We start from the raw sequence: 14,958 nt of genomic DNA on the forward strand, positions 1-14,958 counted from the left end.
ATCCCCGTGCGGATCTTCGCGGCAATGGCGCTGCAACTTCGATCACCAAGAACAACGAGCCCCAGCGGCTCATGTGACGATGGAGCGCCACAATGTCCAAACAACGTCTTGTCATCATCGGCAATGGTATGGCCCCCGGCCGGATGCTGGAGCATCTTTTCGACCTGACCGATCAATACGAAGTCACCATTTTCAACGCCGAGCCGCGCGTGAACTATGACCGCATCATGCTGTCCCCGGTTCTGTCGGGCGAGAAAACATTTGACGATATCGTCATCCATGACGACGCCTGGTACGCCGATCACGGCATCACCCTGCATCGCGGCCAGAAGGTCACGTATATCGACCGTGCAGCCAAAACCGTCACCAGCCAGGGTGGCGTGACCGCGCCCTATGACAAGCTGGTTATCGCCACAGGTTCGTCCCCCTTTATCATCCCGGTTCCGGGCAAGGATTTGCCGGGCGTTCTGGCCTATCGCGATCTGGATGATGTCGATGGGATGCTGGCCGCCTCGGACAAGGGCGGGCGCGCCGTTGTCATTGGGGGCGGCCTGCTGGGTCTGGAAGCAGCCGCCGGTCTGAAGGCGCGCGGCATGAACGTCACGGTCATTCACCTGATGCCCACCCTGATGGAGCGTCAGCTGGACCCCGCGGCCGGTTACCTGCTGCAACGCGAGCTGGAATCGCGCGGGATCGAGGTTCTGTGCGAGGCCAACACCAAGCAAATCCTGGGCTCCGACAAAGTCGAGGGCGTAGAGCTGGCCGACGGCACGGTGATTGACGCCTCGCTGGTCGTGATGGCCGTGGGCATCCGCCCCAGCACGCAACTGGCCGCCGATGCGGGCCTTGAGGTCAACCGGGGCATCGTGACCACATCGACCATGCAAACCTCGGACGCTGACATCTACTCGGTCGGGGAATGCGTCGAGGTGGGCGGCATGGTCTATGGCCTGGTCGCCCCGCTGTATCAGATGGCCCGCGTTGCTGCCGCGCATCTGGCAGGCCCGTCGGACAGCGCATTCAAACATGCCGAGACACCGACCAAACTGAAGGTCACCGGCTGTGATCTCTACTCGGTCGGGGATTTCGCTGAAGGTCCCGATCGCGAGGATATCGTCCTGCGCGACGCCAACCGGGGCACATACAAGCGGGTCATCCTGCAAGACAACAAGGTGATCGGCGCCGTTCTGTACGGCGAGGTTGCCGATGGCGCTTGGTATAACGAACTGCTGAAATCGGGCGAAGACATCCACGAGATGCGCGAGACGCTGATCTTTGGTCAGGCCTATCAGGGCGGTGCGACTGCCGATCCGCTGGCCGCTTTGGCCAACCTGCCAGATGACGCGGAAATCTGTGGCTGTAACGGCATCTCCAAGGGTCAGATCATGACCGCGATCAAGGAGCAGGGCCTGACCACCCTGGCCGAGGTTCGCGCGGTGACAAAGGCCAGCGCCTCGTGCGGGACCTGTACCGGCCTGGTCGAGGGCGTGATGGGGCTGGCCCTGGGCGATGAGTTCGTCCTGCCCGAGGCCGAGGGCATGTGCCCCTGCACCACCCACACCCATGCCGATGTCCGCCGCCTGATCAAGGCCAAGGAACTGAAATCCATCCCCGAGGCGATGCAGGAACTGGAATGGTCCACGCCCGAAGGCTGCGCCAAGTGCCGCCCCGCGCTGAACTACTATCTGGTGGCCGATTGGCCCGGTGAATACGTGGATGACCAGCAGTCGCGCTTTATCAACGAACGCGTCCACGCGAATATCCAGAAAGACGGCACCTATTCGGTCGTGCCGCGTATGTTCGGTGGTCTGACCACCCCGGACGAGCTGCGCGCCATCGCAGATGTAGCTGACAAATACGACATCCCCACGGTCAAGGTGACCGGAGGCCAACGGATCGACCTGCTGGGCGTCAAGAAAGAGGATCTGGTCCCCGTCTGGAAGGATCTGAACGACGCGGGCATGATCTCGGGCGCGGCCTATGCCAAGGGGCTGCGGACGGTGAAAACCTGCGTCGGCACGGACTGGTGCCGCTTTGGCACGCAGGACTCGACCGGTCTGGGCGTGAAGCTGGAGAAAATCCTGTGGGGTTCGTGGTCGCCTGCAAAACTGAAACTGGCCGTCACCGGCTGCCCGCGCAACTGCGCCGAGGCCACCTGCAAGGACATCGGCGTCATCTGTGTCGATAGCGGCTATCAGATTGTCTATGGCGGCGCGGCGGGCCTGCACATTCAGGGCACCACCGAGCTGGGCACCGTGAAGACCGAACAAGAGGTGATCGAGACCATCTGCGCCCTGACCCAGATGTACCGCGAACAGGGCTTCTATCTGGAACGCATCTATAAATGGGCCGATCGCGTGGGCTATGACCACATTAGGGAAGTCATCTATGACGACCTGGAACAGCGTCAGGCCTACTACGAACGCTTCGTCTACAGCCAGCAATTCTCGCAGGTTGATCCCTGGGCCGAACGCGTTGCCGGCGCCGAGGCGCATGAATTCTCTCCCATGGCAGATATCAAACTGGAGGCCGCAGAATGAACGTCCAAGCACAACAATGGATCTCGGTTGGTGAGCTGTCCGACATTCCGCGCCAAGGTGCGCGCTGTGTGAAGAACGGCGACATGACAATCGCCATCTTTCGCACCAGCGATGACCGGGTCTTTGCGCTCGAGGACAAGTGCCCGCACAAGAACGGCCCGCTGAGCAACGGCATTGTGCATGACGGCTGCGTCACCTGCCCGCTGCATAATTGGGTTATCTCGCTGGAAACCGGCGAAGCCCAGGGCGCGGACGATGGCCAGACAGCCAGCTTTCCCGTCAAGCTGGACGGACAAACGGTTCTGTTGGGGCTGTAATCAGAATGGGCCCTGCGGGGCCCATTTTTCTTAGCGCTCGCCTGGTCGTTCCAGCGCGTCCAGCTCGTTCAGAAGATCCAGCAACGCGTCCAGCTTTTCCTGGCCGAAACTGTCCAGCAGCCAGGCGTTCAGCTGCTGGCTTTCCTTCAGGTTATCCGAGATCAGCTGACTGCCCGAGGGTGAGATCGTCACCAACTGCTTGCGCCGGTCAGTTGGGTGCGGCTGGCGGGTGATCAGCGCCTTGCTCTCCAGCGTCTGAAGAATCCTCGTCAACGACGGAAGCAACAAGCATGAACGCTCGGCGATCTCGGTGGGGTCCAGGGTCCCGCCTTCGTTCAGCACGCGCAACACGCGCCATTGCTGCTCGGTCACACCGACATCCGCCAACATCGCCCGGATGGGTCCCATCACCTTCTCCCGAGCGCGCAGTAGCGCGATCGGCAAAGAGCGATTCGTTTCGGGTGGCGTGTGTTTGACTGCTTCCATGTCCCTTTTCTGCCTGCGTTTTTTACGACTGGCAATACGGGGGCTTGACGCAGGCCCCTCAATTTGCTTAACATGTTAATAACTGATCAAGAGGGAGGCACCATGGCACATTTCATCATCGACTATTCCCCTAATCTGGAGGAAGAGATCGACTGGCCCGCATTCTGTGATCTGCTGCGGACCGAGGCGATTGCGACCGGCGTGTTTCCCTTGGCGGGCATCCGGGTCCGTGCTTTTGCGGCCAACCACGTCAGCATCGCCGACGGTGATGCCAAGCACGGCTATATCGACATCAGCGTCCGTCTGCGCGAAGGCCGCTCTTTGGAAGCACGCAAAACCGCGACCGCCGCGCTGTTCGCCGCGGCCGAAAGCTTCCTTGAACCCATTATGCAAACCCGTTCCCTGGCTCTGTCCATGGAGATGCGGGACATCGACGCCGAGTTGGCGCCCAAAACCGGCACCATTCGCGACCATCTGAAAGGCTGAACCATGTCCGATCTGCAAACCAATATCGAGAAACTGAACGGCTATCTGGCGCGTTTCAAGGACACCGGCGTTCTGAACCGGATCGGTGGCCAGGATCTGCCCGCGAACAGCGGCAAGACCTTCGAAAACCATTCACCCGTTGACGAAACCTTTATCTGTAACGTCGTCAAATCGGACGAAACCGATATCGACGCCGCAGCCAAGGCCGCGCGGGATGCTTTCCCCGCCTGGCGCGATATGCCCGCCGCTGAACGCAAGAAAATCCTGCACAAGATCGCCGAGGGCATCGAGGCCCGCGCCGAGGAAATCGCCCTGTGTGAATGTTTCGACACTGGTCAGGCACTGCGCTTCATGTCCAAGGCCGCGCTGCGTGGGGCTGCGAACTTCAAATTCTTCGCTGACAAGGCGCCCAGCGCACGGGACGGGCAGAACCTGCCCTCGCCTACGCTGATGAACATCACCACCCGCACGCCCATTGGCCCGATCGGCGTGATCACCCCGTGGAACACGCCCTTCATGCTGTCCACGTGGAAGATTGCTCCGGCGCTGGCCGCAGGCTGCACAGTGGTGCACAAACCCGCCGAATTCAGCCCCGTCACTGCGCGGATCCTGATGGAGATCGCCGAAGAGGCTGGCCTGCCGCCGGGCGTCTGGAATCTGGTGAATGGCTTTGGCGAAGACGCTGGCAAGGCCCTGACCGAACACCCCGACATCAAGGCCATCGCCTTTGTGGGCGAGTCCAAAACTGGCTCGATGATCATGAAACAGGGGGCTGACACGCTGAAACGCGTCCATTTTGAACTGGGTGGCAAAAACCCTGTGATCGTGTTCGATGACGCCGATCTGGACCGCGCTTTGGATGCTGCGATCTTTATGATCTACTCGCTGAACGGCGAGCGCTGCACCTCGTCCAGTCGCTTGCTGGTGCAATCCACAATCGCTGGTGAATTCATCGAAAAACTGACCTCCCGCGTGAACAACATCAAGGTCGGCCACCCGCTGGACCCGAAGACCGAAGTCGGCCCGCTGATCCACCAGACCCATTTCGGTAAGGTGTGCAGCTATTTCGATATCGCCAAGCAGGACGGCGCCACCATCGCCGCCGGTGGCGAAGCGCTGGACCAGCCCGGATATTACGTCAAACCGACCCTGTTCACCGGTGCCCGGAACGATATGCGGATCGCGCAAGAGGAAATCTTTGGCCCCGTGCTGACAGCGATCCCCTTTGATACCGAAGAGGATGCGCTGCAGATTGCCAATGATGTGCAATACGGGCTGACCGGCTATGTCTGGACCAACGATCTGACCCGCGCCCTGCGCTTTACCAATAAGCTGGAGGCCGGGATGATCTGGGTGAACAGCGAAAACGTACGCCACCTGCCCACGCCCTTTGGTGGGGTTAAGGCAAGCGGTATCGGCCGGGATGGCGGCGACTGGTCGTTCGAGTTCTACATGGAGCAAAAACACATCGGTCTGGCCATCGGTCAGCACAACATCCCCCGTCTGGGCGCCTAATACCCACAGGAAACGCGCGTAAGTTTCTATTGGAGGAGAAATCAAATGGGTGAAATCGTACTCGCCGCAAAAATGACCCACGTTCCGACGCTGCAGATGTCCGAACAAGAAGGTCCCGTCAAAGGCAAACGTCAGGCCGCCATCGACGGGCACCTGGAAATCGCCCGCCGCGCCAAAGAGCTGGGCGCGGATACCGTGGTCATCTGCGACACGCATTGGCTGGTGAACGCTGGGTTCCACATCAACGCGAATGAAAAATTCGAGGGGCTGCTGACCTCGTCCGAATTCCCGCAATTCATCCGGGACATGCCCTATTCGCACCGCGGCAACCCCGCCTTGGGCGATGCCATCGCCGAAAAGGCGACCGAGCTGGGCGCCTATACCCTGGCGCATCATCTGGACAGTCTGGATCTGGAATACGGCACTCTGGTGCCCATGCATTTCATGAGCCGCGAACATGATATGAAGGTCGTGTCCGTCGCCGCGTTCTGTACTGTGCATGACCATGACGAAAGCCGGATCATCGGCGAAGCTATCCGCGCCGCCGTCGAGGAAAGCGACAGCAAGGTGTTGCTGGTTGCCAGCGGCAGCCTTAGCCACAAGATCTGGTCGAACAAGGAATACGCGCCCAATAACGGCACCTTCACCATCAGCTCGGAATTCAACCGCCAGGTCGATCTGCGCGTGATGGAGATGTGGAAGAACGGAGAACACGCTACCTTCCTCAAAATGCTGGGCGACTACGCCGAACTGTGCTGCGGTGAAGGCTCGATGCATGACACCGCGATGCTGTATGGCGCGCTTGGCTGGGACAAGTATGACCAGAAATGCGAGGTCGTGACCGAGTATTTCCCCAGCTCTGGCACCGGCCAGACCAACGTGATTTTCCCGGTCCCTTAAGACCAACGCGATAACAGGAGACCCCAATGCCCGTTCCCGCCCCTAACCTCTATCCGGCGTTCAATATCGTCCGCCTCAGCCATGTTGAGCTGATCGTCACCGACCTTGCCGCCAGCCGCGCGTTCTATGTGGACACGCTGGGCCTGCAAGTCACTGACGAGGACGACAGCACCATCTATCTGCGCGCCATGGAAGAGCGTGGCCACCACTGCATGGTGCTGAAAAAGGGCGATACGCCCTCGGTCAGCTACCTGTCCTACAAGGTGTTCTCCGAGGATGATCTGGATAACGCAGCCGAGTGGTTCGCCGCCAAAAATCTGCCGGTCGAATGGGTGGAGCGCCCCTATCAGGGCCGCACGATGCGCACCACCGACCTGTTCGGCGCGCCGATGGAGTTCTATTTCAAAATGGACCGGCTGGCGCCCATCCATCAGGAATACAAGCTGTATAACGGTGTGAAACCGCTGCGGATCGACCATTTCAACTGCTACAGCCCCGACGTGGACGCCAGCGTGGAATTCTATAACGAACTAGGTTTCCGCGTCACCGAATATACCGAGGATGACGAGAGCAAGAACCTGTGGGCCGCCTGGATGCACCGCAAGGGCGGCATTCACGACATCGCCTTTACCAACGGCAAGGGCCCGCGCCTGCACCACACTGCTTTCTGGGTGCCCACCCCGCTGAACATCATCGATCTGCTGGATCTGATGAGCACCACAGGATACCTGGACAACATCGAACGCGGGCCGGGCCGGCACGGGATCTCGAACGCGTTTTTCCTGTATATCCTGGACCCTGACGGCCACCGGATCGAGATTTATTGCTCGGATTATCAGACAGTTGACCCTGATCTGGAGCCCATAAAATGGGATCTGAAAGACCCGCAACGCCAGACACTTTGGGGCGCGCCAGCTCCGAAATCATGGTTCGAACATGGCAGTGTTTTCCAAAACGTCGAGCTGCGCGCCAGCAAGATGAAAGCACAACCCATCATCGCACCCTGACCCGCTGAAGAAAGTGATTAGCATGAAATTTGCGACTGTATCGACAGACGAAGGCCAGCTTTACGGCGCCGTGATCGAAGGGGGCTTTGTGGCCCTGTCCAAGGAATTCCCCGAATGGCCCACCCTGCGCGAAGTGATCGCGGCCGACGGTTTGGGCACCTTGGCCGAAGCCGCCGAAGGGCGCGCGGTAACGCATCCTGAGGGGACGTTCGACTATGACATCCCGATCCCTTCGCCCGAAAAAATCCTGTGCGTGGGCGTGAACTTCCCCGACCGGAATGCGGAATACAAGGATGGCTCCAGCCAGCCCAAACACATGTCGCTGTTCCCGCGGTTTCCCAGCAGCTTTACCGGTCACGGTCGCCCGCTGATCCGTCCGCCGGAAAACCACACGCTGGATTACGAAGGCGAGGTGGTGATCGTGATCGGCAAGGGCGGACGCCGCATTGCCGCCGAGGATGCTTATGACCATATTGCCGCGCTGAGCCTGTGTAACGAAGGCACGATCCGAGACTGGGTGCGCCATGCGAAATTCAACGTCACGCAAGGCAAGAACTGGGACAAATCGGGCGCGATCGGGCCGTGGCTGGTGCCGTTCACGGACGCCGCTCAGCTGGATGACGCGCGTATCATCACCCGCGTCAATGGCGAGGTCTGTCAGGACGACGTATTGGCCCGCATGATGTTCCCGATCCGCGAGGAAATCGCCTATATCAGTACCTTCACCACCCTGGTCCCCGGCGATGTGATCGTGACCGGCACCCCAACGGGCGCAGGTGCACGCTTTGATCCGCCCAAGTATCTGGTGCCCGGCGACGTGGTTGAAATCGAGGTCGAAGGCATCGGTACCCTGCGCAACACCGTGGAGGACGAGGCGTGACCCCCGACCAGCACGTAGAAGCCGCCGAGGCCCTGTGGCAGGCTGAACAGACCGGCCAACAGATCGGTCTGCTGTCGCTGAAATACGCGGGCATGACGATGGATGATGCCTATGCCGTGCAGGCGGCCCTGATCGCCCGGCGCAAGGCCGTGGGGCGCGAAGTGATCGGCTGGAAAATCGGGCTGACCTCGAAGGCGATGCAATCGGCGCTGAACATCGACATCCCCGATAGCGGGGTGTTGATGGACGATATGGCCTTTGTGAACGGTGGCGTGGTGCCCAAGGGGCGGTTCATTCAGCCCCGGATCGAGGCCGAGATCGCCTTTGTCATGAAGTCGCCTTTGGCTGGCGCACATGTCACCGCCGAGGATGTGATCGCCGCGACGGATTACGTGACGCCTTCGTTGGAAATTCTGGACACGCGGATTTTGCGCGCGGACCCCGAAACCGGGAAAACCCGCATCATCACCGACACGATCAGCGACAATGCCGCCAACGCCGGAATCGTACTGGGGGACGAGAAACACGCCATTGACGCGCAGGATTTGCGTTGGGTCGGGGCGATCGTGTCCAAAAATGGCGAGGTCGAGGAAACCGGGCTGGGCGCGGGCGTTCTGAACGATCCGGTGCAGGGCATTGTCTGGCTGGCGCGGCGCATGGACCAATACGGCCAGCGGATCGAGGCCGGGCAGGTTATCCTGTCAGGCAGCTTCATTCGCCCGGTCGAGGCCCCCTCGGGTGCGGTGATCGAGGCGGACTTTGGTCCATTCGGAGGCGTATCGATCGCCTTCGCCTGACCTCTTGCCTTTGTCCAAGTCAGTCGGCATTCAGGGATGGGAACAAGGGAGAGAGAGAGATGCTGGAACAGCTGCAACAGATTGTCGGCGCGGCCTATGTGTTGACCGGCAAGGATACCGCAAAATGGTCGCGGGACTGGGTTGGAAAATACCAGTCCAACCCGCTGGCCGTGGTGCGCCCTGCCAACACGGCCCAGGTCTCTGCCATCGTCAAGCTGGCCAACCAGACCAAAACGCCCATTGTGCCGATCTCGGGGAACACGGGGCTTGCTGGCGGGGGATCGGCCGACGGATCGATCATGCTGTCGCTGGACCGGATGAACGCCATCCGCGAGGTCCGCGCCTCCTCTCGTATCGCGATTGTCGAGGCTGGCGCCATTCTGGCCGACGTCCACAGCGCCGCGGAAGAGCAAGACCTGATCTTTCCGCTGACCTTCGGCGCCAAGGGCTCGGCGATGATCGGGGGCGTCCTGGCCACCAACGCGGGCGGGTCCAACGTGCTGCGCTATGGCAATACGCGCGACCTGGTGTTGGGGATCGAGGCCGTGCTGCCCACTGGCGAGGTCATGGAAATCATGAGCGAGCTGCATAAGGACAACTCGGGCTATAACCTCAAACATCTGCTGATAGGTGCCGAGGGGACGCTAGGTATCATCACCGCCGCGGTGCTGAAGCTTCACCCCAAACCGCGCGCCTATGCGACCGCAATGGTGGCTGCACCCGACCTGCCTGCCGCGCTGGACCTGCTGAACCGGCTGCAAGAGGCCACCGGCGGCTGCGTCGAGGCCTTTGAATACATGCCGCGCCACCACATCGAGATCCACAAAGAGATCAATCCAAGCGCTCGCGAACCCTTTGACGAAGCCTATGACATCAACCTCCTGGTCGAGGTCGGTGCAACCGCCCCGCGCGATGCAACGCCGGAACCCGATGGCTCGATCCCCGTGACGACCTATCTGGAAACCGTTCTGGGCGAGATGTTCGAAGAAGGTGCCGTTCTGGACGCGGTGGTTGCGCAGAACGACACCCAACGCCAGGAAATGTGGGAACGCCGCGAGGCCGCAGCCGAGATCGCCATGTCCCGCAGCCCGATCATCGGCAACGATATCGCCCTGCCGCTGGATAAGGTCGCGACCTTTCTGGACACGATGGAAACCCGCTTGCCTGAAATTGACGAAGGTGCCCGGCCGATCATCGTGGCGCATCTGGGGGATGGGAATATCCACTATACTGTTTGGCCCGGCTCGCAGGACCCTGATCAGCACGACGCAATCATGGAAGCGGTCGAGGACGAGGTTCTGAAACTGGGCGGCAGCTTCTCGGCAGAACATGGGATCGGACTGTCCAAGCTGCCTTCGATGCGGCGGCGTAAGAACCCTGTCGCGCTGGCCGCAATGAAGGCGATAAAGGCCGCGCTGGACCCGAACAACATCCTGAACCCCGGCAAGCTGCTGCCCTGACCGTACGGTCCCCCTTGGCGTTGATAGTTATGTAGGGTAACAACCCTCCAGACTTGCACACCCGGAGGAACCTATGTCCACACCACTCGTCCTGATCGCCGGCGGCGGTATTGGCGGCCTGTCCATGGCCCTGACGCTGGAACAGATCGGTGTGAAATGTGTGGTGTTCGAAAGCGTCCGAGAGCTGAAACCGCTGGGCGTAGGCATCAACCTACAGCCCAACGCCGTACGCGAGCTGTATGATCTGGGAATTGGCGCGGATGATCTGGATACGGTGGGGGTTCCGGCCAAGGAATGGGCCCTTGTAGGCCTGAACGGCAATGACATCTACGCCGAACCGCGCGGCGAGCTGGCTGGCTATAACTGGCCGCAATATGCCGTGCATCGGGGCGAGTTTCACATGCTGCTGTACCGCAAATTCGTGGAACGCGCCGGCACGGATGCCGTGCGTCTGAGCTGTCAGGTTACAGGTTATGAGCAAGACGCCGAGGGTGTCACCGCGATCATCCGTCATGCCGATGGGTCCGAAAGCCGAGAGAGTGGCACGATCCTGATTGGCGCCGACGGCATTCATTCGAACATCCGCGCGCAGATGCACCCTGATCAGCCCCCCATTCACTGGGGCGGCGCTGTGATGTGGCGCGGCACGACGCGGGCGAAACCTTCGCGCACCGGGTCCTCGTTCCTGGGGCTGGGCACGCATAAGCACCGAATGGTGATCTATCCCATCTCGCATCCTGATCCCGACTCCGGCGAGGCCGAGATCAACTGGATCGCCGAGGTCACCTATGATGATCCCTCGGCTCATGAAAACACCGGCTGGTTCCGCCAGGTTCAGATTGACGATTTCGCCCATCACTTTGACGGCTGGACCTATGACTGGCTGGACGTGCCCGCGCTGATCCGCGGGGCCTCGGTCGCCTATGAGAACCCGATGATTGACCGCGACCCGATCCCCACCTGGCAGGACGGCAAAGTCGTGCTGATGGGCGATGCGGCCCACGCGATGTACCCGACAGGCTCGAACGGGGCGTCACAGGCCGTGATCGACGCGCGTACCCTGGCCGCTGCGATGCTAGAACACGGTGTTACCGAACAGGCGCTGGCCAGCTATGATGCAGCCCTGTGCGGCCCGGTGTCCGAGCTGATCCTGCGCAACCGGGGCGCGGGCCCCTTTGGTCTGCTGAACATGGTCGATGATCGCTGTGGCGGCGAGTTCGACAATATCGACGACGTGATCCCCGCCGACGAACGCGCCGAGTTCATGGCCAAGTACAAGGCCGCCGCCGGTTTCGCGATTGAAAAGCTGAACAACGCCCCCCGCACAATTGCCGAAGGGGCCAAGGTGAAAACCTAAGCCTTAGCGCCAGCTAAAGAAATCGGGGCCCGCCTGCGCCAGCATATCCTTGGCCATGACGCGGCCCAGTTCGGCGCCGTCCTCGACCGGGCAAGTGCGATCGTCGGCGATCACCTCGGATCCATCGGGGCGCAGCACCTCACCGCGCAACCGCAAGGTCCCACCGTCCAGCGTCGCCAGGCCGGCAATCGGGGTCTCGCACGAGCCATCCAGCGCCTCAAGGAACGCGCGTTCCGCCGTCAGGCGCTGACCGGTGACACCGTCATGGATCGCCTCCAGCAGGCCAGCCGTGTTGCTGTCGTCCATCCGCCGTTCAATCCCGATCGCACCCTGTGCCACGGCGGGCAGCATTTCATCTGGGTCAATGGCCGAGCGCGCCACATCCGCCATGCCCAACCGGTTCAAACCCGCCATCGCCAGGAAGGTCGCATCGGCCACACCGTCCTGCAATTTCTTCATCCGGGTCTGCACGTTGCCGCGGAATTCGACGACTTTCAGATGCGGGAAGCGGTGCAGCAACTGCGCCCGGCGCCGCAAAGAAGACGAGCCCAGCTCGGCCCCTTTAGGCAATTCGGCCAACGAAGCAGCGGTCAGCGACACGAACGCATCACGCACATCCTCGCGCGGCAAAAAACAATCCAGCACCAACCCCTCGGGCTGCAGCACCGGCATGTCCTTCATCGAATGCACGGCAATGTCGATGCCACCGCGCAGCATGGATTGTTCAATTTCACGCGTGAACAGGCCCTTGCCGCCTAGCGTCTTCAGCGGCTGATCCGCGTCGATCAAACGCTGGTTGTCGCCGGTGGTGTGAATGACCACGATCTCGAACGCCTCGGGCGGCAGATCAAAGGCCCTCGCCAGCCGATCCCGCGTTTCATGCGCCTGCGCCAGCGCAAGCGGCGATCCACGGGTTCCGATCTTCAAAGGCGAGGCGGGGCTGGGCATCGTAAGTGTCATGCCCAAAGCCTTAGTCGCGGCAGGTTGTCCTGACAAGCACCCGATGCTTGACATCTTGTCGCCATAAGGGGACGAACCGGGGGAACGAAAGGAAATCCGATGGCTGAACAGAAAAAGATCCTTCGCGCGCTGGCAGGCGAGACGCTGGAAACCCCTCCTATCTGGATGATGCGCCAGGCGGGACGTTACTTGCCCGAATATCGCGCCACTCGGGCGCAAGCCGGGGATTTCCTGTCGCTGTGCTATAACAGCGAGCTGGCCGCCGAGGTCACCCTGCAACCCATCCGCCGCTACGGGTTCGATGCCGCAATCCTGTTCGCTGACATCCTGTTGCTGCCTCAAGCCTTAGGCGCTGACCTGTGGTTCGTTACCGGTGAAGGCCCGCGCCTGTCCACCACCACGACCGAGGCGGAACTGGCCAAGCTGAAGGACAAAGACGCCATCCACGAGGTTCTGAACCCGATCTATGAGACGGTGAAAATCCTGTCGTCAGAATTGCCTAAGGAAACCACCCTGATCGGCTTCGCTGGCGCGCCCTGGACGGTGGCGACCTACATGATCGCCGGTCGCGGCACCAAGGACCAGGGCCCGGCCCACGCGCTGAAAGCTGAAAACCGCGCGGTATTCCAAGGGATCATCGACCTGCTGACCGAAAGCACGATCGAGTATCTCAGCAAACAGATCGAGGCCGGCGCCGAGGTGGTGAAACTCTTCGACAGTTGGGCCGGCTCGTTGAAAGGGCAAGATTTTGACGACTTCGCTCTGGAACCTGCGAAAAAGATCATCGCCGCGCTGAAAGAGCGTCACCCGAACACTCCCATCATCGCCTTCCCCCGCGAGGGCGGCGAGCGCTATATCGGTTTCGCCAAAGCAACCGGCGCCGACTGCGTGGCCGTGGACAACTCGGTCAGCGCCGAGTGGGTGGCCAAGAACGTTCAGGTGGATGGCTGCGTGCAAGGCAACCTGGCCTCGTCGCACATGGTGACAGGTGGCCAGGCACTGGTGGACGAAACCCGCCGGATCGTCAAAGCCCTGTCAAACGGCCCGCACATCTTTAACCTGGGACACGGCATCACGCCTGACGCAAACCCCGAAAACGTGCAACTGATGATCGACACAGTTAGAGGCAACTGACCTATTGATCCAGCGGAGCAGGCCATTCGGCCTGCCCAGGTCTGACCCTGCGGGCAGATGGGGGGACATCCCCCCAAACCCCCAAGGCGCCCGAAGTTCAGCAACACTCAAAATGATCAGCCGCGCGTCCAGCACGCGCCAAACCCGAGGCTTTTCCCAATGGGAAAAGCCGAGATATCCTGTGCGCGCTTGCGCGCTCCTTCAGGTCAGACCCATTTCGCCAGCGGGGGCAGACTCATAAGCACGGCATTGGCGTCGTGCCCTGTCTCCAAGCCAAATTTCGTGCCCCGGTCGTAGACCAGATTATACTCGGCATAGAGCCCCCGGTGCACCAGCTGAGTGTCCTTTTCAGCCTCGCTCCAGGGCGTGTTGCGGCGCTTTTCCGTCACCGGCACAAAGGCGGGTAGGAACGCGCGACCGACGTCTTGGATGAAGGCAAAGTCAGTCTCCCAATCACCCGAGTTATGGTCATCAAGGAAAATCCCCCCTACCCCGCGGGCGCGGCCACGGTGGGGGACATAAAAATATTCGTCCGCCCAGTCCTTGAACCGTGGATAAAATCCTGCGTCATGCCGATCACAGTGCTCTTTCTGTACGGCATGAAAATGGGTGGTGTCCTCATCGTATTCGATGCAGGGATTCAGGTCCGATCCCCCGCCAAACCACCATGCATGCGGTGTCCAGAACATGCGGGTGTTCATATGCACCGCCGGTGTGTGTGGGTTCTGCATATGCGCCACCAGGCTGATGCCGCTGGCCCAGAACCTAGGGTCATCTTTCATCCCAGGGATGCCTTTGCGCGCCGCCATGGCTGCCTGGGCGCGCTCGCCCAGCTCTCCGTAGACAGTCGAGACATTGACGCCGACCTTTTCAAACACACGGCCGCCGCGCATCACGCTCATCAGACCGCCACCAGCGTCACTGCCGTCATCCGAGGCGCGCTTGGTCTCGGTCACTTCGAAACGGCCAGCAGGACAGTCCGCGAAAGGTCCGGTTGTCTGGCTGTCTTCCAAAGCTTCGAAACTGGCCACGATTTCATCGCGCAGGCTACGGAACCAAGCGCTGGCGCGGGCTTTCTGATCGGTGAAGGTGTCGGTCATCTTGGGTCCCCGTTTGTCT

At 60.8% G+C, this 14,958-nt stretch carries 14 protein-coding genes; 11 read left to right on the forward strand and 3 right to left on the reverse strand.

Going from position 1 to position 14,958, the window contains the following annotated elements; genetic code table 11:
• Positions 1-92: 92 nt before the first annotated feature.
• On the forward strand, positions 93-2,540 hold the full coding sequence (nirB, locus tag ACOQOQ_RS02155; RefSeq protein WP_420568510.1) for a nitrite reductase large subunit NirB: 2,448 nt from the start codon (positions 93-95) through the stop codon (positions 2,538-2,540).
• Positions 2,537-2,857: a nitrite reductase small subunit NirD gene (gene nirD / locus ACOQOQ_RS02160; RefSeq protein WP_420568511.1), complete on the forward strand. Its 321-nt coding sequence runs from the start codon at positions 2,537-2,539 to the stop codon at positions 2,855-2,857. The genes nirB and nirD overlap by 4 nt, the downstream gene beginning before the upstream one ends.
• Positions 2,858-2,887: 30 nt before the next feature.
• Here nirD and hpaR read toward each other — a convergent pair whose 3' ends face one another.
• A complete protein-coding gene (hpaR, locus tag ACOQOQ_RS02165; RefSeq protein WP_420568512.1) occupies positions 2,888-3,343 on the reverse strand; it encodes a homoprotocatechuate degradation operon regulator HpaR in 456 nt (151 codons plus the stop codon).
• A gap of 102 nt (positions 3,344-3,445) precedes the next feature.
• Between hpaR and ACOQOQ_RS02170 the strand changes: the two genes are divergently transcribed.
• From ACOQOQ_RS02170 to ACOQOQ_RS02205, 8 genes are all read left to right on the forward strand, one after another.
• A complete protein-coding gene (locus tag ACOQOQ_RS02170; RefSeq protein WP_420568513.1) occupies positions 3,446-3,829 on the forward strand; it encodes a 5-carboxymethyl-2-hydroxymuconate isomerase in 384 nt (127 codons plus the stop codon).
• A gap of 3 nt (positions 3,830-3,832) precedes the next feature.
• Positions 3,833-5,344: a 5-carboxymethyl-2-hydroxymuconate semialdehyde dehydrogenase gene (gene hpaE, locus ACOQOQ_RS02175; protein ID WP_420568514.1), complete on the forward strand. Its 1,512-nt coding sequence runs from the start codon at positions 3,833-3,835 to the stop codon at positions 5,342-5,344.
• A 45-nt stretch (positions 5,345-5,389) separates the two neighbouring features.
• The gene (gene hpaD / locus ACOQOQ_RS02180) at positions 5,390-6,244 is read left to right on the forward strand and encodes a 3,4-dihydroxyphenylacetate 2,3-dioxygenase (RefSeq protein WP_420568515.1); all 855 of its coding nucleotides are present in this window, start codon (positions 5,390-5,392) and stop codon (positions 6,242-6,244) included.
• Between the two features lie 26 nt (positions 6,245-6,270).
• Complete coding sequence (hpaD, locus tag ACOQOQ_RS02185; protein ID WP_420568516.1) at positions 6,271-7,251, forward strand: 3,4-dihydroxyphenylacetate 2,3-dioxygenase; 981 nt, start codon at positions 6,271-6,273, stop codon at positions 7,249-7,251.
• Positions 7,252-7,273: 22 nt separating this feature from the next.
• Complete coding sequence (locus ACOQOQ_RS02190) at positions 7,274-8,131, forward strand: fumarylacetoacetate hydrolase family protein (protein ID WP_420568517.1); 858 nt, start codon at positions 7,274-7,276, stop codon at positions 8,129-8,131.
• Entirely contained in the window at positions 8,128-8,928 is an 801-nt protein-coding gene (gene hpaH, locus ACOQOQ_RS02195) for a 2-oxo-hept-4-ene-1,7-dioate hydratase (protein WP_420568518.1), read from the forward strand. Before ACOQOQ_RS02190 ends, hpaH begins: the two co-directional genes overlap by 4 nt.
• Before the next feature lie 59 nt (positions 8,929-8,987).
• Positions 8,988-10,388 (forward strand): FAD-binding oxidoreductase, encoded by a 1,401-nt coding sequence (locus ACOQOQ_RS02200; protein ID WP_420568519.1) that lies wholly within the window; start codon positions 8,988-8,990, stop codon positions 10,386-10,388.
• A gap of 73 nt (positions 10,389-10,461) precedes the next feature.
• On the forward strand, positions 10,462-11,745 hold the full coding sequence (locus ACOQOQ_RS02205; RefSeq protein ID WP_420568520.1) for a flavin-dependent oxidoreductase: 1,284 nt from the start codon (positions 10,462-10,464) through the stop codon (positions 11,743-11,745).
• 3 nt (positions 11,746-11,748) lie between these two features.
• On the opposite strand, the gene hemC is transcribed toward ACOQOQ_RS02205, so the two are convergent.
• Positions 11,749-12,705: a hydroxymethylbilane synthase gene (hemC, locus tag ACOQOQ_RS02210; RefSeq protein WP_420568521.1), complete on the reverse strand. Its 957-nt coding sequence runs from the start codon at positions 12,703-12,705 to the stop codon at positions 11,749-11,751.
• A gap of 99 nt (positions 12,706-12,804) precedes the next feature.
• Here hemC and hemE point away from each other — a divergent pair, with 99 nt between their 5' ends.
• Positions 12,805-13,839: a uroporphyrinogen decarboxylase gene (gene hemE / locus ACOQOQ_RS02215; protein ID WP_420568522.1), complete on the forward strand. Its 1,035-nt coding sequence runs from the start codon at positions 12,805-12,807 to the stop codon at positions 13,837-13,839.
• A gap of 206 nt (positions 13,840-14,045) precedes the next feature.
• Here hemE and hemF read toward each other — a convergent pair whose 3' ends face one another.
• Positions 14,046-14,939, reverse strand: a complete 894-nt coding sequence (gene hemF, locus ACOQOQ_RS02220; protein WP_420568523.1) for an oxygen-dependent coproporphyrinogen oxidase — start codon at positions 14,937-14,939, stop codon at positions 14,046-14,048.
• Positions 14,940-14,958: the final 19 nt, after the last annotated feature.

This window comes from Thalassovita sp., assembly GCF_965218685.1.
GTDB lineage: Bacteria > Pseudomonadota > Alphaproteobacteria > Rhodobacterales > Rhodobacteraceae > Thalassobius.